The sequence below is a fragment of the Bradyrhizobium sp. USDA 4501 genome, assembly GCF_054062115.1.
On record NZ_JBSSEX010000001.1, the window covers coordinates 3,639,115 to 3,661,028 of the forward strand.

The 21,914-nt window shown below is 64.0% G+C and carries 17 protein-coding genes and 1 pseudogene; 7 read left to right on the plus strand and 11 right to left on the minus strand.

What is annotated here, in order from left to right; translation table 11 throughout:
* Window positions 1-52: 52 nt before the first annotated feature.
* From ACVWZM_RS16735 to ACVWZM_RS16760, 6 genes are all read right to left on the minus strand, one after another.
* Window positions 53-850 carry a hypothetical protein gene (locus ACVWZM_RS16735; protein WP_456853921.1) on the minus strand — a complete coding sequence of 266 codons (798 nt, stop codon included), beginning with the start codon at window positions 848-850 and terminating at the stop codon, window positions 53-55.
* Between the two features lie 206 nt (window positions 851-1,056).
* Entirely contained in the window at window positions 1,057-2,142 is a 1,086-nt protein-coding gene (locus ACVWZM_RS16740; RefSeq protein ID WP_456851881.1) for an IS4 family transposase, read from the minus strand.
* Window positions 2,143-2,350: 208 nt separating this feature from the next.
* Window positions 2,351-2,860 (minus strand): OsmC family protein, encoded by a 510-nt coding sequence (locus ACVWZM_RS16745; RefSeq protein ID WP_057015404.1) that lies wholly within the window; start codon window positions 2,858-2,860, stop codon window positions 2,351-2,353.
* Between the two features lie 157 nt (window positions 2,861-3,017).
* A complete protein-coding gene (locus tag ACVWZM_RS16750) occupies window positions 3,018-3,803 on the minus strand; it encodes an ABC transporter ATP-binding protein (RefSeq protein WP_456853923.1) in 786 nt (261 codons plus the stop codon).
* Window positions 3,803-4,636, minus strand: coding sequence for an ABC transporter permease (locus ACVWZM_RS16755; RefSeq protein WP_456856702.1), 834 nt, complete (start codon window positions 4,634-4,636; stop codon window positions 3,803-3,805). The genes ACVWZM_RS16750 and ACVWZM_RS16755 overlap by 1 nt, the downstream gene beginning before the upstream one ends.
* Window positions 4,637-4,870: 234 nt before the next feature.
* A complete protein-coding gene (locus ACVWZM_RS16760) occupies window positions 4,871-5,845 on the minus strand; it encodes an aliphatic sulfonate ABC transporter substrate-binding protein (RefSeq protein ID WP_456853925.1) in 975 nt (324 codons plus the stop codon).
* A 199-nt stretch (window positions 5,846-6,044) separates the two neighbouring features.
* Between ACVWZM_RS16760 and ACVWZM_RS16765 the strand changes: the two are divergent.
* Window positions 6,045-8,838 (plus strand): annotated as a pseudogene (locus ACVWZM_RS16765) ([protein-PII] uridylyltransferase).
* Between the two features lie 247 nt (window positions 8,839-9,085).
* Here ACVWZM_RS16765 and ACVWZM_RS16770 read toward each other — a convergent pair.
* The 3 genes from ACVWZM_RS16770 to ACVWZM_RS16780 form a co-directional block, all read right to left on the minus strand.
* Window positions 9,086-11,032, minus strand: coding sequence for a glycosyltransferase (locus ACVWZM_RS16770; RefSeq protein ID WP_076824643.1), 1,947 nt, complete (start codon window positions 11,030-11,032; stop codon window positions 9,086-9,088).
* Window positions 11,029-12,384: an HlyD family efflux transporter periplasmic adaptor subunit gene (locus tag ACVWZM_RS16775; RefSeq protein ID WP_253638120.1), complete on the minus strand. Its 1,356-nt coding sequence runs from the start codon at window positions 12,382-12,384 to the stop codon at window positions 11,029-11,031. The genes ACVWZM_RS16770 and ACVWZM_RS16775 overlap by 4 nt, the downstream gene beginning before the upstream one ends.
* Before the next feature lie 387 nt (window positions 12,385-12,771).
* Complete coding sequence (locus tag ACVWZM_RS16780) at window positions 12,772-13,038, minus strand: hypothetical protein (RefSeq protein ID WP_057015418.1); 267 nt, start codon at window positions 13,036-13,038, stop codon at window positions 12,772-12,774.
* Between the two features lie 367 nt (window positions 13,039-13,405).
* On the opposite strand from ACVWZM_RS16780, the gene ACVWZM_RS16785 reads away from it, so the two are divergent.
* From ACVWZM_RS16785 to ACVWZM_RS16795, 3 genes are all read left to right on the plus strand, one after another.
* The gene (locus ACVWZM_RS16785; protein WP_456853927.1) at window positions 13,406-15,157 is read left to right on the plus strand and encodes a PAS domain-containing sensor histidine kinase; all 1,752 of its coding nucleotides are present in this window, start codon (window positions 13,406-13,408) and stop codon (window positions 15,155-15,157) included.
* Entirely contained in the window at window positions 15,151-15,825 is a 675-nt protein-coding gene (locus ACVWZM_RS16790) for a response regulator transcription factor (RefSeq protein WP_076824640.1), read from the plus strand. The genes ACVWZM_RS16785 and ACVWZM_RS16790 overlap by 7 nt, the downstream gene beginning before the upstream one ends.
* A gap of 102 nt (window positions 15,826-15,927) precedes the next feature.
* Complete coding sequence (locus ACVWZM_RS16795; protein WP_076824638.1) at window positions 15,928-16,302, plus strand: response regulator transcription factor; 375 nt, start codon at window positions 15,928-15,930, stop codon at window positions 16,300-16,302.
* 769 nt (window positions 16,303-17,071) lie between these two features.
* Here the strand turns inward: ACVWZM_RS16795 and ACVWZM_RS16800 are convergent.
* On the minus strand, window positions 17,072-17,596 hold the full coding sequence (locus tag ACVWZM_RS16800; RefSeq protein ID WP_210262929.1) for a methylated-DNA--[protein]-cysteine S-methyltransferase: 525 nt from the start codon (window positions 17,594-17,596) through the stop codon (window positions 17,072-17,074).
* 190 nt (window positions 17,597-17,786) lie between these two features.
* Between ACVWZM_RS16800 and ACVWZM_RS16805 the strand changes: the two genes are divergently transcribed.
* The 3 genes from ACVWZM_RS16805 to ACVWZM_RS16815 all read left to right on the plus strand — a co-directional run bounded on the left by ACVWZM_RS16805 (window position 17,787) and on the right by ACVWZM_RS16815 (window position 21,181).
* The gene (locus tag ACVWZM_RS16805) at window positions 17,787-18,149 is read left to right on the plus strand and encodes a DUF1304 domain-containing protein (RefSeq protein WP_083714868.1); all 363 of its coding nucleotides are present in this window, start codon (window positions 17,787-17,789) and stop codon (window positions 18,147-18,149) included.
* Between the two features lie 203 nt (window positions 18,150-18,352).
* Complete coding sequence (locus ACVWZM_RS16810) at window positions 18,353-19,573, plus strand: ABC transporter substrate-binding protein (RefSeq protein WP_283065858.1); 1,221 nt, start codon at window positions 18,353-18,355, stop codon at window positions 19,571-19,573.
* A gap of 381 nt (window positions 19,574-19,954) precedes the next feature.
* Window positions 19,955-21,181 carry an ABC transporter substrate-binding protein gene (locus tag ACVWZM_RS16815; RefSeq protein ID WP_018269220.1) on the plus strand — a complete coding sequence of 409 codons (1,227 nt, stop codon included), beginning with the start codon at window positions 19,955-19,957 and terminating at the stop codon, window positions 21,179-21,181.
* A gap of 173 nt (window positions 21,182-21,354) precedes the next feature.
* On the opposite strand, the gene ACVWZM_RS16820 is transcribed toward ACVWZM_RS16815, so the two are convergent.
* Window positions 21,355-21,780: a DUF1330 domain-containing protein gene (locus ACVWZM_RS16820; protein ID WP_028335618.1), complete on the minus strand. Its 426-nt coding sequence runs from the start codon at window positions 21,778-21,780 to the stop codon at window positions 21,355-21,357.
* Between the last annotated feature and the right edge of the window lie 134 nt (window positions 21,781-21,914).

Consider the following 21,914-nt stretch of genomic DNA (forward strand, 5'->3'; position numbering starts at 1 on the left):
GGAATCTCGAGATTCCGGGTTCGATGCTTCGCATCGCCCCGGAATGACGGCGTCAACGTTTTACTTTCCTCCGCCCGATCTGCCACAGCACCAGATTCCAGACGATGCAGGTGGCGAGCGCGCAGCAAAGGCCGATTAGCGAGCCGAGTTGCAGCACCGCGACGTGCAGCACCGCAACCCCGAGGCCAAAGCCCATCAAGCCCCAGGCGCTGTTGGCGAGCACGGCGGCAGTTGCGGGGCCGCCGACGCGCGGATGCAGGATCAGCATCATCGAGGAGAATACGATCGGAAACAGCGCCATCACGCCGGTGACGCGCGGGCCGACCCAGCCTGACGCCGTGACCACGGTGCCGACCAGGCTTGCGACCAGCGCGGCGCGCAGCGGAATGTCGTACCAGCGCCGCGCGATCAGCGGCATTTTCGCGACGTGCCGATAGGGCCGGAGCAGCGGGATGCAGATCGCAAAGGTGATGGCGTTGACGATCAGCCCGGCGGCGAGCGACCACTCGAACTGGCGGATGATGGTGGCGAGCACCAGCCACACCGCGATCGCGCTGCCCGCGCTGATCCACATGCTGAAGCGCTGCGCCAGCACGGCGTAGGTCAGGCCCATATAGATCGTGGCGGCGTTGACCGGCAGGCTCGCCAGCGCCCCCTCGGCGATGAAGGCGGGGTCATGGTCGAGCGCGAGGAAGGTGTAGGACGGCCCGGCCGAGATCGGCAGGGTTGCGATCAGCGCGCCGATCACCGGTCCCGAACGCTCCGTGATGATGGACGCGCTGACCACGAATGCGGCCGCAACCGCCATGCGCAGCACGAGGATCAGGACGAAGTGGAGTTCGGGGGACATTTGTTCCGTCGCCCCGGCGAAGGCCCATAGGCGCTAAGATAGTTTGATCATAGTCTGATAGTGGCGCTTATGTCTGGGTGGCTCGCGTAGATGTCGCCGGAGAGCGTGACTGGCTCTGCAGAGTAGAGCGATTGCGGGCTGTGGAATGATCGCTTGCCGTAGCGAAGCGACGAGCTGGCGCAGCAGACGCCACGTCACTGGGTGGGTCAGGCGGCGTCGGGCAAGCGGGGAGAGTCTTCGAGTTCGTCGACGAGCGGCTCGAGCAATAGAATGATCAGCAGATGAGCGAGGATATGGGGTCTGGCGGACCGCTCGTCGGTTCCGGGAGGTCCCTTCAGGCCAATCAGGCTTTTCAGCCGCTTGAAGCCGAGCTCAATGCGCCATCGCAGCCGATAGAGGGCGAGGATATCTGCAGTCGTGAAGTCCTCTGGCCTGAGTGAGGTCACCAGGATCACCCAATCTGCGGCGTCAAGTGTTTGCCTGGAGAGCTGATGACCTCCCTTTTGTGCAGTCCGGCGCGCCTTGCGTCGCGCAGCCGCAGCAGCTTGCGCCGGCTTCTTCGCGGCAACCAGACGCACTGCGAGCGGCGGCGCACCTGACTTGCGCTTTATCCAAATCGGCCGATCGATCAGGCCACGCGCCGAGGCGTTGCGCAGTTCGGCAGTGAGGTCAACAAGATTACCTTCGGCATCGAGCCAGCGCGCGCTCTTCCAGCCGGCCCGGATCACGAAGTCTGCATCGGCATCGACGAGATGCGCCATGCGCTCCGGTTGCAGATAGGCGCGATCGGCAAGACGGATCTCACCGGCAACCGCCGGTATCCGATCCAGCGTCTCGCCCGCTCGCTGATCGGTCAGCTCGAAGTGACCAAAGCGCTCCTGCGGAAGATCGAACGCGCTATGGATACGCCACACTGCGTTCTTGTTCCTGCCGCTCGTCCCAGCCTTGGGGACCGTCGTGGCGTCAACAATACGGATCAGACGACCGCGGCTCGCCTTCGGCGCCGCGTCGGCAAGCGCCTGCTCGACCAAGATTGCCAGCCAATCTCCGCACTGACGTAAGCGATACAACAGAGCCACGTTGGAGATATCGACAAGCCCAACCGACGTGGCCCATGCCGCCGTCAACCGCAGCCCTTTCTCACCAAGGCAATAAGCCAAGATCAGGCGCAGCAAGTCGACCGCATTGCTGATCTCCCGCGGACGGACAAACGCCTTCGTCTTGCGCGCGCTAATGTTCAGAGCCTCGGCTCCGCCAAGTCGGGCGACAACGCGCGCCCAATCTTTGTTCACAAGCGATTCGTGTGCCATTCCATCTTGGAATCACAAACGAATCCAAGGCGCAAATCCTATTTTAGCGCCTATGGGCGAAGGCCGGGATCCATAACCACGACTGTTCGTGTGGAACGAAAGCCGTCGGACAGCGCGGCTTGAACCGATGGGACACGGCGTATGGGCCCCGGCTCCCGTGCGCAATTGCGCACTAGGCCGGGGCGACGCGCTAAACCCGCTGCATCGTCACCGAAACCTTCGGGCCGCTCTTGATGGTCTGATAGACCACGCAATAGCGCTCGGTGAGTTTCAGCAAGAGATCGAGCTTGTCCTGCGGCGCGTCGGTGCCGATCTCGAAGCGGAGGCGGATCTCGCGGAAGCCGACCGGGGTCTCCTTGTCGACGCCGAGCGTGCCGCGGAAATCGAGATCGCCCTCGGCGAAGACATTGCCGGGCTTCAGCGGCACGTCGATCGCGGTGGCGACCGATTTCAGCGTGACGCCGGCGCAGGCGACCAGCGCTTCCAGCAGCATGTCGCCGGAGCAAAGCTCGAGCCCGGAGCCGCCGGTAGCGGGGTGGAGGCCGGCGATCGCGAGCGCACGGCCAGTCTCGACCTTGCAGGCGATGCTCTCATTGTCGATCGATCCCTTGGCCTTCAGCGTGATCACGGCGGCCTGGGGGTCGGTCTTGTAGCGCTCCTTGATCGGAGCCTGCATTGCGCGGAGTTCGGCGGAGTCCATGGGTCTGCTCCCGGCTATTCTTCTTAAAGCGCGATGAGACTCAGGCTGAAATCGTCATCGCGCTTTAGATTCTTGTTTTAGCATGATCTTTTCGGAAAACCGCTTCACACTTTTCCGGATCATGCTCTAGCCGATGTAAGGCCTTAAGGAGCGGATGTCACCACCACATCGCCTCGCCGGCGCTGGATTTGTCGGTGACGTCCCGCACCGAACGGTCGAGCGAGCGGTCGAGCGCGGTCAGCACGCGGCGCTTGAAGGTGTCGAACAGCTCCGATTTGCGGTCGCGCGGCCGCGCCAGGTTGATGGTAATCTCCTCGAACAGCCGGCCCGGCCGCGGCCGCATCACCAGCACGCGGTCGGCGAGCACCACGGCCTCGTCCACGTCGTGGGTGACCAGGATCAGGGTCGGCCGCGTGTCGGCCCACAGATCGAGCAGATGATCCTGCAGATCGCGCCGCGTGAAGGCATCGAGCGCCGAGAACGGCTCGTCGAGCAGCAGCACTTCGGGCTGCGGCACCAGCGCGCGGGCTATCGCGACCCGCTGCGCCTGGCCGCCGGACAATTCGCGCGGCCAGGCCGCGGCCTTGTCGGCAAGGCCGACGCGGGCGAGCGCCGCCACGACGCGCGCGCGCCTCGCCTCGGCCGGAAGGTCGGCGAGGCCGAAGCCGATATTGTCGGCGACGCTGAGCCAGGGCAGCAGCCGTGGCTCCTGGAAGATGATCCCGATCTTGGCGTGCGGCGATGATATCACCGCATTGTCGAGCGTCACGCTGCCTGAAGAGGCGCGATCGAGGCCGGCGATGGCGCGCAGCAGCGTCGACTTGCCGCAACCGGAGCCGCCGATGATCGCGATGATCTCGCCGGGCGCAATCTCGGCCGAGAACCGCTCCAGCGCGTGGACGCCGTTCGGATAGGTCTTGCCGACTACTTTGAGCGCCAGCATTACCGCCCTCCCCGCGCGCCGAACGCGTCCTGCCAGCGCAGCAGCGGTGCGGCGGCGACCTCGATCAGCCAGTCGGTGAGCTTGCCGAGAATCGCGAAGATCACGATCGCGGCGAGGATCTGCGCCGGCTTGCCGAGCTGCTGGCCGTCGAGCAGGAGGTAGCCGAGGCCTTCGGAGGCGCCGATCAGTTCGGCCGCGACCACGAACATCCACCCCAAACCGAGCCCGACCCGCAGCGCAACCACATAGGCCGGCAGCACGGCGGGCAACAGGATGCGGCGGATCATCGCCGGTCCGGACAGGCGGAACACGCGGCCGACCTCGACGATCTTGCGATCGACCGACAGGATTGCGCCCATCACGCCGAGATAGATCGGAAAGAACACGCCGACCGCGATCAGCGCGACCTTCGAGGTCTCGAAGATGCCGAGCCAGAGCACGAACAGCGGCACCCAGGCGAGCGAGGGGATCGCGCGCAGCGCCTGCACCGTCGGATCGAGCAGCCGCTTGGCGAAATCCCAATAGCCGGAGATCGCGCCCATGATGGTCCCGGCGACGACACCGAGCGCGAAGCCCGCGCCCACGCGCCACAGCGTCGCGAGGATATGGCGCGACAGCTCGCCGCTCTTGGCGAGCTCGACGATGGTCTCGAACACCTTTGACGGCGGCGGCACCAGGCGGCCGTTGGAATAGCCGAGAGAGACGACGAGTTCCCAGCCCAGCGCCAGCGCAACCGGCAGCACGAGCCCGAGCACCGGACGCGCATAACGCGACCACCGCGCAGGTGCACCGGGCGGGGCCGTCTGTTCCAGCGCGGGCAGGTCAACGGTCATGGCCATAGCAACAACTATTCTTCCGACGGGATTGCAAGGTGGGCCAGTCCAACTCCATCCACGTCGTCCCGGCGAAGGCCGGGACCCATAACCACAGGGCGTGGTAGTCAAGCGAGCTGGGGCCACAGCCTTGTTCAACAATAAAGCCCTGTGGTTATGGGTCCCGGGTCGCGCTTCGCTTGCCCGGGACGACGGAGGTTGGCTTAACGACGGCGGTTAGTTTAACGACAGCGGTTAGTTGGTGGGCAGCGGGACCTGATCGTCGACCAAGGAATCCAGCGCGGCCTTCACGTCGGTCTTGGCGTCGATCACGCCGGCCTGCTGCAGCGCGAGGCCAGCCGCGAGGATCGATTCGCGCTGCGGGGCGCCGATCCGGCTGTGGGTCAGCTCGGTGCGCTCCTTGAGCTGCTTGTCGACCACGGCGTCCGGCAGCTTGGTGACGGCGATGAAGGTCTTCTTCAGCTCGTCATAGTTGGCCAGCGAATATTTCCGCGCTTCCTCGTACGTCGCGAGCACGCGGCGGACGATATCCGGATGCGCCTTCAGGAACTCCTCGCGCACATTGAGGATGCCCCAGGTGTTGGCTTCCGCCTTGCGGTAGAACAGCTTTGCACCGTCCTCGACCTCCGCCTGCGCCATCATCGGATCGAGACCGGCCCAGGCGTCGACGTCGCCGCGGATCAACGCGGTCTTGCCGTCGGCGTGCTGCAACAGCACCGGCGTGATGTCCTTTTCGGTGAGACCGGCGCCGAGCAGCGCACGAACCAGGAAGATGTGCGGATCGGTGCCACGCGTCACCGCGACGCGCTTGCCCTTGAGGTCGGCGACGGACGCGATCCTGGAGTCCTTGGTCGTGACCAGTGCGGTCCATTCGGGACGCGAATAGACATAGATCGACTTGATCGGGTTGCCGTTGATCTTCGCGACCAGCGCCGCCGAACCCGCGGTCGAGCCGAGATCGATCGAACCGGCGTTGAGGAATTCGAGCGCCTTGTTGGAGCCGGCCGACTGCACCCAGACGATGCTGATGCCGTCCTTGGCGAATTCCTTTTCCAGGAGGCCCTTCTGCTTCAGGACCATCGACACCGGATTGTAGGTCGCCCAGTCGATCCGGATCTCCTTCAGCGCGTCGGCGGCGCGCGCCGCGCCGGGCAGCAAGGTCGAGACCGCGAGCAGCGCAGCGAACGTGCGCCGGGAAAATTTTTGCATTCGTCGACCCCCTCGATCAGTTTTAAGAAACAATCTTTTATTTCAATGAGTTAGCCTTGCGGTCAACGAGAAAATCTCTACCCTTTACGGGATGGCGCGAGAACGATCTTGCTCGAAGCGCCGCCATGAGAGCATGGAGCTGCTGTCGTTATACTTTGGTCAGTGACAGCAACGGCTCCGTCCGATATCGGATGAACCTATGGACAGCGTCGTAGCCGAGGCCCGCCCTGAAGCGGATGATCGTTTCGAGACCGAGCGGATCACCGCGGCGGTGAATGCACTTGCCGAACGGCATGCCGGCCGCGAGGACCAGTTCCGCGCCGCGATGGCGCAGCTGCTCAAGGCCGAGCTGATCGCCGCGCGCGCCACGGCGCAGGCGCTGCTGCTCAAGGACCGTCACGGCCGGCGCTGCGCCGAACGGCTCTGCTTCGTGCAGGACGAGATCATCCGCATCCTCTATGCGGCGGCGACCCGGCACCTCTATCACTCGCCGATCCCCTCGGGCGCCGAACGCATGGCCGTGGTGGCCACCGGCGGCTATGGCCGCGGGCTGATGGCGCCGGAGTCCGACATCGATCTGTTGTTCATCCTGCCCTACAAGCAGACCGCCTGGGGCGAACAGGTCGCCGAAGCCATTCTCTATTGCCTCTGGGACATGGGGCTGAAGGTCGGCCACGCCACCCGCTCGGTCGATGAATCGATCCGTCAGGCCCGCGGCGACATGACGATCCGCACCGCGATCCTCGAGACGCGCTTCCTGACCGGCGACCAGCCGCTTTATGACGAGTTGGTCGAGCGCTTCGACAAGGAGGTGGTGCAGGGCACCGCGTCGGAATTCGTCACCGCAAAGCTCGCCGAGCGCGAGGAGCGGCATCGCCGCGCCGGCCAGTCGCGCTATCTGGTCGAGCCCAACGTCAAGGACGGCAAGGGCGGCCTGCGCGACCTGCACACGCTGTTCTGGATCGCCAAATACGTCTACCGCGTGCGCGAGACCGACGAGCTGCTGGAACGCGGCGTGTTCGACGCGCAGGAATACCGCACCTTCCGCCGCTGCGCCGACTTCCTGTGGTCGGTGCGCTGCAATCTGCACTTCTTCGCCGGACGCGCCGAGGAACGGCTGTCATTCGACATGCAGCGCGAAATCGCGGTCCGCCTCGGCTACACCTCGCATCCCGGCATGCAGGACGTCGAGCGCTTCATGAAGCATTACTTCCTGATCGCGAAAGACGTCGGCGACCTCACCGCGATCCTGTGCGCCAAGCTCGAGGAAGAGCACAACAAGCCGGCGCCGGTGCTGAGCCGGATGGTGGCGCGGCTGCGGCCCGGCACCAAGCGGCGGCGGGTTAACGGCAGCGACGACTTCATCGTCGACAACAACCGCATCAATCTCGCCGCGCCCGACGTCTTCAAGCACGATCCGGTCAACCTGATCCGGATCTTCCGCCTTGCGCAGCAGAACAACCTCGCCTTCCATCCCGATGCGATGCGCACGGTGACGCGCTCGCTGAAGCTGATCAACACCCAGCTGCGCGAGAACGATGAAGCCAACCGCCTGTTCATGGAGATCCTGACCTCCGACAATGCGGAGATCGTGCTGCGGCGGATGAACGAGACCGGCGTGCTCGGCCACTTCATCCGCGCCTTCGGCAAGATCGTGTCGATGATGCAGTTCAACATGTACCACCACTACACGGTGGACGAGCATCTGCTCCGCTGCATCGGCTACCTGCAGGACATCGAACGCGGCGGCAACGAGGAGTTCACGGTCGCCAGCGACCTGTTCCGCAAGATCCGCCCCGAGCACCGCCCGGTGATCTATATCGCGACGCTGCTGCACGACATCGCCAAGGGCCGGCCGGAAGACCATTCGATCGCCGGCGCCAAGGTGGCGCGGCGGCTGTGTCCGCGGCTCGGCTTCTCGGCGGCCGACACCGAACTGGTGGCGTGGCTGATCGAGGAGCATTTGACGATGTCGACGGTGGCGCAATCGCGCGACCTGTCGGACCGCAAAGACCATCGAGAATTTCGCCGCCGTGGTGCAGTCGGTCGAGCAGATGAAGCTGCTCACGATCCTGACCACGGCCGACATCCGCGGCGTCGGCCCGGGCGTTTGGAACGGCTGGAAGGCGCAGCTGTTGCGCACGCTGTATTACGAGACCGAGCCGGTGCTGACCGGCGGCTTCTCCGAGGTCAACCGCGCCCAGCGCATCGCGGTGGCGCAAGCCGAATTCCGCCGCGCCTTCACCGAATGGCCGGAGGCGGAGCTCAACGCCTATATCGGCCGGCACTATCCGGCCTACTGGCTCAAGGTCGAGCTGGCGCGCAAGATCCGCCAGGCCCGCTTCATCCGCGCCAGCGAGCAGGCCGGCCACAAGCTTGCGATCAATGTCGGCTTCGACGAGGTCCGCGCCGTCACCGAGCTGACGATCCTGGCGACCGACCATCCGTGGCTGCTGTCGATCATCGCGGGTGCCTGCGCGTCGGCCGGCGCCAACATCGTCGACGCCCAGATCTACACCACGACCGACGGCCGCGCGCTCGACACCATCTCGATCTCGCGCGAATACGACCGCGACGAGGACGAGGGCCGCCGCGCCACCAGAATTGGCGAGATGATCGAGCACGTGCTGGAAGGCAAGCTGCGGCTGCCCGAGGCGGTTGCCAAGCGCACCGTCCGCAGCAAGGCGCGGCCGTTCATCGTCGAGCCCGAGGTGACCATCAACAACCAGTGGTCCGACCGCTACACCGTGATCGAGGTCTCCGGCCTCGACCGGCCCGGCCTGCTCTATCAGCTCACCACCGCGATCTCGAAGCTCAACCTCAACATCGCCTCCGCCCATGTCGCGACCTTCGGCGAGCGCGCCCGCGACGTGTTCTACGTCACCGACCTGCTCGGCGCCCAGATCACCGCTCCGACCCGGCAGGCCGCGATCAAGAGCGCGTTGCTGCATCTGCTGGCGAGCGAGGACCAGGCGGCGAAGCCGGCGGCGTAGATCGAATCGTAAGAAGCGTACACGCCTGTCCCGTCATCCTGAGGAGGCCGCGCAGCGGCCGTCTCGAAGGATCGACGGCCACGTTCCTTCCCCAAGAAAGTGGAAGTATGCGGAAGCGGCCGGGCCGTCGATCCTTCGAGACGCGCGTTCCGCGCTCCTCCAGCGACAAAGGCGAAGCCTTTGCGCGGGGATGACGGGATCGAAAGCCGTTTCCACCGAAGGAGCGAAGCCCCAATCCCATGGCGTATCAACCGAACAGCCGCATCAGCAGGGCCTTGCCGACCGGCGCGGCGCGCACGCCTTGGAAAGCGCGGACATATTCGCCGGCATAGAATGCGCGCACGACATTGACCCGGGTCGCGACCGCGTCCTCGAAGCGGACGCCGAAGCCGTCGCGGGTGCGCCGGACCACAGTCGCGGCGACGTTCTGTCCGTAGACATTGCATTTGATCAAGGAACCGATGGCGGGCGGGACGGGATCGATGAAGCGCGCACCGGAGATCGAGATGTCGGCCATCCGGATCAGCCGCATCTCGCTGTCCTGATGGATCAGGATCGGCTCGTCGCGCTCGAACCGCTCGGCCTTGCGGCGCCGCGGCTGCTCGATGCAGATGAAGCACACGATCGCGAGCACGACGCAATTGTACAGGCTCCAGGCCAGCGCCAGCCCGCCATAGGCGATGTTTTCGCCGCGCAGATGCAGGATGAAGGCGTAGGCGATCGCAAACAGCGTGATCAGCAGGGCGGCACCGTAGAGCCGCAGCAGCGGCCACTCGATGAAGCGGCGGTTGCGGTCGCCGCCCTTGGCCGTCACCTTGAATTTGTGGCCCTGCGGCCTGGCGAGGCCGGTCACGACCGCCTTCAGCACCGCGGGCGCCGCGATGTATTGCGACACGTCGGTCATGATCGCGAGCGAGCGGCCGCGCGAAATCCAGGCCATCGTGAAGGCGTGCCAGACATAGAACGGCAGGAAATATTTTAGCAGCTCGAACAGGTCGGCATGGACCGCCTTGATCCCGAACAGCAGATAAAGCCACGGCACGACCAGGCCGAACACCTTGGTGCCGTAGACCGCCGCCCAGCTCATGAAGGCGTCGACCAGCGACAGCCGGTCCATGAAGGCGAGCTTCGATTGCCGCGAGAACGGCCCGCTGCGGCCGCGGAAGATCTGCATGAAGCCGAGACACCAGCGTCCGCGCTGCGTGATGTATTCCTTCAGTCCCTCCGGCGCGAGTCCAATGGTCAGGCGCTCGTTCAGATAGACCGTGCGCAGTCCCTTCTCCTTCAGCCGCAGTGTGACGAGGTAATCCTCCGTCACCGAATCGGTCGGGAAGCCGCCGATCTGCATCAGGCCGGAGAAGCGGATCAGCGACGAGGTGCCGCAGCAGAATGCCGTGTCCCAGGCATCCTTGGCCGGCATCAGGATATCGAAGAAGAAGCGCTGCTCGTCGGGCCACACATCGGTCGCCGCGAGATTGGTCTGGATCGGATCCGGGTTGATGAAGTGCTGCGGCGTCTGCACGACGCCGACGCTGCCGTCCTGCATCAGGCTCATCGCCCGGGTCAGGAAATCCGGCATCGGGACAAAATCCGCATCGAGGATCGAGATGAACTCCGGCCGCTCGGCCAGCCCGGAAACGTGCTGGAGCGCATGATTGATGTTGCCGGCCTTGGCGTGGCGGTTGTCCGGGCGGGCCAGATAGTTGCAGCCGAGCTCCTGGGCGAGCCGGCGCAGCCAGAGCCGCCGCCCGTCGTCGAGCACCCAGACGCGGTAGTTCGGATAGTTCAGCCCGGTCGCGCCGATGATGGTGCGCTCCAGGATCGCTTTCTCCTCGTTGTAGGTGCAGATGAAGACGTCGACGAGCGGCGCGTTTGCGGGCAGCTTCGATCGGCGCAGGATCGAATTGACCTCGGGTGAGCGGTCGATCGTGCGGCTGAGGAACAGCAGCGACAGGCACACCGCGATCATCGAGGCCGCCTCGGCCAGCATGAAGGGATAGCCGACCAGCGCGTCGGCGGTGAGGCCCGGAGGCGGCAGGGTGTGGGTCACCCGCCACGCGAAATAGTGGACCAGCAGGACGAACGACATGCCGGTCATCATGACGCGGGCCAGGGTCTGCTCGCGGCGGAGCAGGGGCAGGATGGCAAGGCAGGCGCCGAAGGCGACCAGCCCGGGCGCGAATGCCGCCATCATGACTTTGCCACGTCCGCGTTGAACACCACGCGCCCGGTGCGGCCGACCGCGCAATCCTTGCCCGTGGTATCGAGCGCCGGCATCGAGACCGTGACCCGATAGGGTTCCTTGTTCAGCGCATCCGGATTGATCGCAAGGTTCGCGGGCGCGCCCGACGCGCCGGTGAGATTGACGATCTCGCCCTGCAGCGCGGCGCTGCCGTCATTCGGCTCGAAGCTCGCCTGCTCGCCGAGTTTCAGTCCGTTGTAGACGCTCTCGGTGACGTTCGCCGTGACCACCGCGCCGCTGCAATCGAGCAGCTTGAGCAAGGGCTGCCCGGCCCTGACGTCCTCGCCGGGCGACGTCATCATCTCCCAGATGCGCCCGCCGACCGGCGCCTTGATGTCGGCTTCCGCCCGGTTGACGTAGTGCAGCTGCTCGGCTGCGATCTCGTGGGTCAGCCAGTCGATCTCGGCATCGGCATGCGCCAGATCGGCGCGCAGATCGCTAACGCGCTGGCGCATCTCCTCTTCGCGCTGCACGGAGCTCGGCCGGTCATTGTAGCTGTCGCCGAGATAAGTGCCATTCCTTGCGGCGGTGAGCTCGACCTTGGCGGCGTCGAGACGCCGTCGAGCGCCGATTTCGGTCTGCTGCGAGATCGCCTGCTCGCGCGTCAGGCGGGCCATTTCGACCGTCGACACGCTGCCCGACTTGATCAGCGACGACGCCCGCTCGACGGCGGCCACGGCCTCCTCCCGCCGTGCGGCGGCGGCCTCGATCGCGGTCTGGATTTCGGCGATCCGGGCCTCGAGCTGAAGGATGCGGCCGTCACGGAACTGGCCGGCCTGGCGGGCAAGATCCTGTTGCGCCGTCTCGGCGGCCGCAAGCTTGGCGGCCAGACTCGGGCGCTCATTTTCCAACCGCGACATCTGTCGCCGGAGATCATCGAGCCGGGCGCGATCGCCGCGTGCGTTAACGACGTGAAGGATCGCATCGCCCTCGTGAACCACGCTGAGCTGCGTGGATTTCTGCGGCTTCGCGCTCACGGTGCCGTCGATCGGTGAGCGCAAGGTCACGATCCTGGCGTTGACCACGGCCTCCACGCTCGAGGTCTGCAACACAGCCCTGAGCGGCAGCCATCCGAAGACGGTGACGATGGCAAGGCCAATGCCGACCTTGAGCAGGCGGCGAACCATCCGGCCTGAGCCTGCGGGCGCTTCGGGATGGGGAGCGCTATCGCTGGCCGGCTCGTCATGCTCCGGCTGCAGCCGTTCCTGCAGATCGCGCTGCAATCCCCGTGCGCCGTCGGCCTCATTCCTGGTGACGGAATTATTGTCTTCGGGAAGCGGCTTGTGCTGCTGTGCCTGATTCATAGTGACCGGCCCCTGATCTGTCAGTGCGCGAACCAACGCACAGCTCTGCAGAGCGATGCCGTTGCCGGACAGATCCAATAATCAGGTGCTTCAAAAGCGGCTAAAGCGAACCGGGCATCTTTCGAAAAAATTGCTGCAATTTGCCGCCGTCGGGAGCCTGGCGCGGGAGCCGCGCCGTCGACCTGCTCCGCCCATCATTGCGGTGCGCCATTGCGCAGCCGAGGGCGTCTGCAGAACTGAGCCCGGAATCCATCAGGGCCGGGGCTAGGCGGGGAATGGATTCCGGGCTCTCACGGAGGCTGTGATCGGACCCGTCTTGCGCGACCCAGGCGTGAGCAGCCAGCGCTTCGGTCCCGGCAGCCTGCCGGACTTGGAATTCAGGGCCGGCTACCGCCCTGAGTCTGGCGCGTCGAATTGCGGCTGCAGCGCCGCCAGGCTCGCTCCCAGCAAGGCCAGGTAGCTGGCCTGACAGACCACCACGCCCAGATCGAATGCGTCCAGCAGATCGATCCACGGGTTGTCGGTCAGCGTGCTTGCTGTTTGCCTGCCACCAACGATAACGGAAGGCTGGAAGCTGCGATCGCGTCTCTGAGGCCTTGCCTCGTGGTCGACGTCGTCGGAGCAAACGATCAGATGCAGGCGCGCGCTGGGCATTTCAATCTCCGTCACTGATTGGCGATTGCTGAACCCCGGAAATCTCTGCCGTCGTCGAGTTACCCAATAAGCGTAGTCACCGGGATGGAACGGGCCATTGAACGGAGGTTGATCCGACCGTTACATTCGGTGGGGACGACTCATACTTGAGTTTAGGTCGCAACCTGGACCTGAGCGCGCTCAACGGCTTCGCTTTCTGCGCGATCCCACGGGTGTGGACCGCCAAAAAGGCCGGCGTCATCCGCCCGGGCGGCAAGAAAGCTGCTAATATACAGTCTATTGGGAGGGCGACGTTGTCGCCGCTGATGGTAGCAGTCACCTAGCGACGCAGCGCGGCCCATGATGATGGCCAAGTGCTGGGCTGCCGATGATCCGCGACCCGACCACGAAGTCCTGGTCGGCCGAGCAATGGCTGCTCGGCGGCATGGTGCTGGCCTTGGCGACAACCTGCATCGGGCTGTTGCTAGGTCCGCAGCCGGCAGCTTCCGCCCATCTGGTTGCCCTGGCGCTGCTCGTCGCGTCGCTGACCGCCGCATTGCTGATGATCCGCCTGGTGGGCCGTTCGCAAAGGCGGATGGAAGCCATGTTGCGCGGCCGAGCCAGCAGCGAGGAGCGCGCGATGGAGGCGCTGCGCAACAGCGATGCGCAATGGAAGGAAGTATTCGAGCACAACCCGGTCATGTACTTCATGGTCGACGCAACGGGGCTCGTGCTGTCGGTCAACACGTTCGGCGCGGCGCAGCTCGGCTACACCGTCGACGAACTGCTTGGACAATCGGTGCTGCGGGTCTTTGCCGCCGAAGACCGGGACATGGTCCAGCGCAACGTCGCGGCATGCCTCGACAACATCGGCCAGACCCACAATTGGGAAATCCGGAAGGTCCGCAAGGACGGTTCACGGATTTGGGTTCGTGAAAACGCCAAGGCGGTGCGGCGGCTGGGCGATCAGCTGATCGTGCTGATCGCATGCGAGGACATCACCGAGCGCAAGCACGCCGAAAATGCGCTGCAGCAGAGTGAAATGTACCTGACCGAAGCCCAGCGATTGAGCCACACCGGCAGCTTCGGCTGGCACGTCGCCAGCGGCGAGATCATCTGGTCGGAAGAGACGTTCAGGATCTTCGAATTCGACAGAGCTCCTTCCATCACACATGCCACGGTCCTGCAGCGCGTCCATCCGGACGATCGCGCCCGCGTGCAACGGACCATCGACCGCGCCTCGCTCGACGGCAAGGACTTCGAGCACGGCTACCGATTGCTGATGCCCAATGGGGCGATCAAATTTGTTCACGCCAGGGCGCATGCGGCGACGAATCTTTCGGGCGACACCGAATTCATCGGAGCGGTCACCGACGTGACCGCCCGCAAGCGAGCCGAGGCGGAGTTGCACGAAGCGCAGACCAACCTCGCACACGTCACGCGCGTGACGGCGCTCGGCGAGCTCGCCGCATCGATCGCCCATGAAGTGAACCAGCCGCTTGCCGCCGTGGTCACCAATGCCGCGGCATGCCTGCGGTGGCTCAACCGGGCGGCCCCCGATCTGAACGAAGCCCGCGGCGCGGTCAGGTCGATCATCAGCGACGGCAACCGGGCGGGCGAGGTCATCCAGCGCGTCCGCGCGATGGCGAACAAGACGACCGATCAGAAGGCGCCACTCGACGTCAATGAAGTCATCAACCAGGTGATCATCCTGGTGCAGCATGAACTGCAGCGCCACCATGTATCCTTGCAGCTCGACCTCGCTCCCGCGCTCCCGTCTGTCGTTGCCGACCGTATCCAGCTGCAGCAGGTCATCCTCAACCTGGTCCTCAACGGCATCGAGGCCATGCAGCCGGTCACGGACCGGCCGCGGGAACTCGTAATCCGGACGCGACATGACGAGGTCGGGCAGATCGTGGTCACGGTCACCGACTGCGGCGTCGGAATCGCGACCGAGAATGCCGAACGGCTGTTCGACGCCTTCTACACCACCAAGGCCAGCGGCATGGGAATGGGGCTGTCGATCTGCCGATCGATCGTCGAAGCCCACCGAGGCCGCCTGTCCGTGACCGGAAATAGCGGCCCCGGTGCGACGTTCCAGTTCACCTTGCCACTGCACGAAGAGGATCATGCATGGTGACCGGGCGCGCGGCATCGCCTTCTGGTCTGGCAAACGCCGAGGATCCCATCGTCTTCGTCGTCGACGACGACGCATCCGTGCGGGACGCGCTGAGCAATCTGTTCCGGTCCGTCGGCTTGCGGACCGCAGCATTCGGCTCGGCCCATGAATTTCTGCAGCGCAAGCCTCCGGATGTCCCGAGCTGCCTGATCCTCGACATCCGGCTGCCCCGGCTCAGCGGCCTCGACTTTCAGGGGGAGCTGGCGAAGGCGGGCATCGATATTCCGATCATCTTCATGACCGGCCACGGCGATATCCCGATGACGGTCAGGGCCATGAAGGCCGGCGCTGTGGACTTCCTGACCAAGCCATTCCGCGATCAGGACATGCTGGATGCCGTCACGACGGCGATCGAGCGCGACAGGAGTCGTCGCGATGAGGCCAAGGTTCTTGCCAACCTGCGCGCCGCCTTCGCGACCCTGACGCCGCGTGAACGCCAGGTGATGACGCTCGTCACGGCGGGGTTGATGAACAAGCAGGTCGCCGCCGAAATCGGTGTGGCCGAGATCACAGTGAAGATACACCGCGGGCACATCATGCGGAAAATGGCGGCAAAGTCGTTACCCGATCTGGTCAGGATGGCACAGATGCTCCAGATCGGACCGGCAGCCGGCGGGGCGCAAACCTAAGTATGATTCTCCGGCCCCGATTGGCGACGCACTGTGGTCCCCACATGATGCACACGCCAGAGGCCCTTCCGGCCCGGGATAACCTCCTTGCCCAACCCGCCAGTGATATCAATCATCGACGATGACATGTCGGTTCGCACCGCGACCGACAATCTCGTCAGGTCGCTAGGCTACGCGGTCGAGACCTACGCGTCGGCCGAGGAATTTTTGCACTCGCCCCGCCTGAATGACACATCCTGTGTGATCGCGGATGTCAGGATGCCGGCCATGAGCGGGCTCGACCTGCAGAGCCACCTCATTGCCAGCGGACACCGCTTTCCGTTCATTTTCGTCACGGCGTTCTCGGTCGAAAGCGATCGCGTCCGGGCGCTGAAGGCTGGAGCGATCTGCTTTCTGAGCAAGCCCTGCGACGGGGACGTCCTGATCAAATGCCTCGATACCGCCCTCAGGCAGCACAGCGCGGCGCCGGGTGCGTGAGTTGGATCAGCCATCACCAGGCCGGCTATACGCAAGGATGATGCCACAAAACATCTGGACAAGTTGCGCATGGACGGCGGCGGCGCGAGATTTCGCATCGTCGTCCTTCGGGAAGATCGACGGCGAGGACAGCACCAGACATTTTGATTGGCAAATGGCAATTCCTCGGAGGGAGGTCGCCATGCGTGCGGAACCGCGCTGCGCCCAGTGTGACAGCGAAGAGCCCAAGATCATCTGTTTGCGAAATCCGGCGGGCGAACGCTACTGCGGACGCCTCTGCCTCTACAAAGGCCAGGAGGACTTCATCCGCTGGCTTTGGCGCGCGAATGCGGAGGCAGCGTCATGACAGCTCGTTGCGGAAATCCGGCCTGCAAGCGGCCTTTCGGGCTGATCCGGCATAATTGGTATTTTGAGCAGTTTTGCTCGACGAAGTGTCGCGAGATCCACAAGCGGCAGCTGGAGCGCAACAAGGCCTATTGGAAGTGGCTGTATCCCTTCCCCAGAACCGGCGCCCCATCGAAAAAGCCGATCTGACGACGTTGGCCAACAACGCGCAAGGAGTCTCACATGACGACGGTCGATGCGATGCTGGTAGGAGCGATACTCGCGTGGGTGCCTTCGCTCGTCGTGTTCCTCTATGTCGTGCGCGATCTGCGTAACATGCCCAGCGAAGATCTCGATTGATCGCCACACCGGCGGCCGAAGCGGATTGCTGGATCGTTGTCTTGACGCGCTTCTTCACGCGAACCGGTTCCCACTCGAAAACGCTCTAGACCTCCACGCCCTCGTGGCGTAGCAGCCAGCGCTTGCGCTCCAGCCCGCCGCCATATTTGACCAGTGAGCCGTTGGCGCCGATCAGGCGATGACATGGCACGACGACGCTGATCGGGTTGGAGCCGTTGGCATGGCCGACCGCGCGCATCGCATTCGGCGCGTTCAGTTTCGCCGCCAGCGCGCCGTAGCTCATGGTGGTGCCGTGCGGAATGTTCGGCAGCGCGTGCCAGACCTTCTGCTGGAACGGCGTGCCGGCGACGCGCCATTCGACATCGGTGAGACGATCGAGATCGCCCTTGAAGTAATCGCCGAGCGCCTTGCGCATCGCAGCCGGCGCGTGGCCGTCCCGCAGCGTCACGGCGCCATAATGCAGCCGCAGCAGGTCGAGCATGCGCCCTTCATAATCGTCCCAGTCGAGCGCGCGCAGCACGCCGTCATCATCGGTCACCAGCAGCGCAGTGCCGATCGGGGTCTTGAGGCGGTCGAGGTTGAAGGTCTGTGGAGTCCTGCGGTCGGCCATTGTCATATCTCGGGCAAGCAGATCGGCCGGCATACAATTCACCGCCCGCATGCTAGCGTCCACCCGAATTCTGGGTAGAGCGTTTTTCGAGCGAAGCGGAGACCGGTTCGCGTGAAGAAAACGCGCCAAAACAAGAATCTTGAGCTTCGATTCTGATTCAATCAGAACCGAAGCTTTGGGGGGCCGCAATATGTTGTTGCTTGGCAATGTTCTGGTCGCGGTGGTGGCCATGCTGCACGTCTATTTCCTTGTGCTCGAGATGTTTCTCTGGACCAAGCCGCTCGGGCTGAAGACGTTTCGCAACTCGATCGAGAAGGCAAACGATTCCGCGGTGCTCGCCGCCAATCAGGGGCTCTATAACGGCTTCCTCGCCGCCGGACTGATCTGGGGCCTCGTACATGGCAATCCGGCCTTCGCGTTCCAGATCAAGACATTCTTCCTGCTCTGCGTGATCGTCGCCGGTGCCTATGGCGCCGCCACCGTCAGCCGCCGCATTCTTTATGTGCAGGCGGCTCCCGCTGCGTTGGCGCTGATCCAGCTCTGGCTGGCCTAAAGCGCGGGCGCGCTTTTGTTTTCTTGAGCATGATCCGCTCGGAAACCGCTTCACAGTTTTCCGGATCATGCTCAAACGCGACATCGCGCGCAGGGTGCATCGTCTTGCAATGGCCCAGCCGTTCCTCCATCATCCCGTGCAACGGTGACATCCGCCGGCCTGAGCTTGCGGACAAGATCACCGGCAACAGGGAGGTCACGGACATGAGAAGCGTGCAATTGCTCGCTGCGACGGCGCTTGCGATCGCGTTGTCGGTTACATCGGCCACCGCGCAGAAGAAATACGACATCGGCGCGACCGACACCGAGATCAAGATCGGCCAGACCGTGCCGTTCTCCGGCCCCGCATCCGCCTATGCCGGCATCGGCAAGACCCAGGCGGCGTACATGAAGATGATCAACGATCAGGGCGGCATCAACGGCCGCAAGCTGAACCTGATCCAGTATGACGACGCCTATTCGCCGCCGAAAGCGGTCGAGCAGGTACGCAAGCTCGTCGAGGGCGACGAGGTGCTGTTCACGTTCCAGATCATCGGCACGCCGTCGAATGCGGCCGTGCAGAAATATCTGAATGTCAAGAAGGTGCCGCAGCTGCTCGCCTCCACCGGCGCCTCGCGCTTCTCCGACCCGCAGAACGCGCCGTGGACGATCGCGTTCAACCCGAACTACCAGTCCGAGGGACGCATCTACGCCAAATACATCCTGGCCAATCACCCCAACGCCAAGATCGGCATCTTCTACCAGAACGACGATCTCGGCCGCGACTACATCACCGGCCTGAAGAGCGGGCTCGGCGACAAGGCCGCCAGCATGATCGTCACCGAGGTGTCCTACGAGCTGACCGACCCGACGGTCGATTCCCAGATCGTGAAGCTGAAGGCCGCCGGGGTCGATTTGGTCTATGACGCCTCGACACCAAAATTCGCCGCGCAGGCGATCCGCAAGATCGCCGATCTCAACTGGAACCCGGTGCACATCCTCGACATCAATGCGAGCCCGGTGTCGGCGACGCTGAAGCCGGCCGGTCTCGACATCTCCAAGGGCATCATCTCGACCAATTACGGCAAGGACCCCGCCGACCCGCAATGGAAGGACGATCCCGGCGTGAAGGCCTATTTCGCCTTCATGGACAAGTATTATCCGGAAGGCGACAAGCTCAACACCGTCAACACCTACGGCTACTCGACGGCCGAGCTCCTGATCCAGGTGCTCAAGCAGTGCGGCGACGACCTCACCCGCGAGAACCTGATGAAGCAGGTGACCAGCCTGAAGAAGTTCGTGCCGAGCCTCGCGCTGCCGGGCATGTCGATCACGACGGGGCCGAACGACTACCGCATCAACAAGCAGATGCAGATGATGAAGTTCAACGGCGAGCGCTGGGAGCTGTTCGGCCCGATCATCGAGGACACCGGACCGGCGGGCTAGCCGCGGTCGGGACGAGACTTCACTCACTCTCCCCGTTCTTACGGGGAGAGGGTCGGGGTGAGGGGCTGCTTCCGCGCACCGCTGCATTAGCTGCCCCCGCGGAGACTCCCCCTCACCCGCATCGCATCTTCGATGCGATGCGACCTCTCCCCGCAGGCGGGGGCGAGGTAAAGCGGGCCCCCGCCTTCGCGCCGCTCCACCCACCTTTTCGCAACGCCCCCTACTTTGGTTGACTGAAATCGCTCACCTTTTCGGCAGCGCTCGTCTTGCGTTGCAATAACGGTTCCTCCACTATCCCGGCCCAGCGATGGCGACCGCGGGACCTTGAACCCGCGGACAAGATCATCGGCCAACCATCAGTCACGTGAGGGAAACAGCACTATGAGGAACGGGATTTTCCACCTGGTCACGGGAACGGCGCTCGCGATCGCGCTGTCAGCAACGTCGGCCTTTGCGCAGAAGAAGTACGATCCGGGCGCGAGCGACACCGAGATCAAGATCGGCCAGACCGTCCCCTTCTCCGGACCGGCCTCCGCCTATGCCTCGATCGGCAAGACCCAGGCGGCCTACTTCAAGATGATCAACGATCAGGGCGGCATCAACGGCCGCAAGATCAACCTGATCCAGTATGACGACGCGTATTCGCCGCCCAAGGCCGTCGAGCAGGTTCGCAAGCTCGTCGAGAGCGACGAGGTGCTCTTGACCTTCCAGATCGTCGGCACGCCGTCGAACGCCGCCGTGCAGAAATATCTCAACGCCAAGAAGGTGCCGCAGCTGTTTGCCGCCACCGGCGCCTCGAAGTTCACCGACCCGAAGAACTTCCCCTGGACGCTCGGCTTCAACCCGAACTACTTCGTCGAAGGCCGCATCTACGGCCAGTACATCCTGAAGGAGCACCCCAACGCCAAGATCGGCGTGCTCTATCAGAACGACGACCTCGGCAAGGATTATCTGAACGGCATCAAGGCCGGGCTCGGCGACAAGGCCGCCAAGATGATCGTGGCCGAAGCCTCCTACGAGGTCTCCGACCCGACCATCGATTCCCAGGTGATCAAGATCAAGGACGCCGGCGCCGACCTGTTCTTCTCGGCCTCGACGCCGAAGCAGGCGGCGCAGGCGATCAAGAAGATCGCCGAGCTCGGCTGGCACCCGATCCACATCGTCGACATCAACGCGACCTCGGTCGGCGCCGTGCTGCAGCCGGCGGGCCTGGAAGCCTCCAAGGGCCTGATCAGCACCAATTACGGCAAGGATCCGGCCGATCCGCAGTGGAAGGACGATCCGGGCATGAAGCGCTATTTCGACTTCATGGCCAAGTACTATCCCGACGGCGACAAGAACTCGAACTTCAACACCTATGGCTACTCGACCGCCCAGTTGATGGTGCATGTGCTGAAGCAGTGCGGCGACGACCTGACCCGCGACAACGTACTGAAGCAGGCGACCAACCTGAAGAATGTCGAGCTCGACATGGCGCTGCCCGGCATCAAGGGCAACACCGCGCCGAACGACTATCGCGTCAACAAGCAGCTGCAGATGATGCGCTTCAACGGCGAGCGCTGGGAGCTGTTCGGCCCGATCCTCGAGGACGCCGGCCCGGCCGGCTAGTCGGTTCGCGCAGGTTTGAAATGCAATCGGCGGCCTCCAGGCCGCCGATTTTGTTTTTTGTGACTCGTCATTGCCGGGCTTGACCCGGCAATCCATCAATTGAGAAGGCCTTTTCTCCGATGGATGCGCGGGTCAAGCCCGCGCATGACGATATCGGCCGACGGCCGACATCGTCACTCCGGAATCTCGCCGAAATTCTTCCCCACCGGCAGCACGGCATGGCGGATCAGGCGGGAATCGTCCACCGCGGCCTGGCGGTGCTTCACCGCCTCGCGATAGACCGGATCGCGGATCATCTCGACGAAGGCAGCGACGCTTGGATATTCCGCGATGAAGCAGTGATCCCAGCGCTCCTCCTGCGGTCCGATCAGCATCAGCTCGAAGCGGCCTTGCCAGACGATGCGGCCGCCGAGCCGTTCGAACACCGGCCCGCTCTCGCGGCCGTAGGCCGCATAAGCCTCCGCGCCGGTGGCCTTGCGGCCGTCGGGATAGGCGGCCCATTCGCGCAGGCGCACCAGGTTGAGCATGTGGATCGGGCCCGGCCGGTTGTTGTCCCGGAACTGCGCGAAAACGTCCTTGGTCGGATCGATATGGCCCATGCGGTGCTCCTTCGTTTCTTGTTCCCTAGCGCGATCGCTCGATCGCGCTCTTCCATCCTGTTTGAGCATGATCTCCGCGCAAACGCTCCGCGTTTGTCGCGAGGGAAAACCGGTGCCCACTTTTCCTGATCATG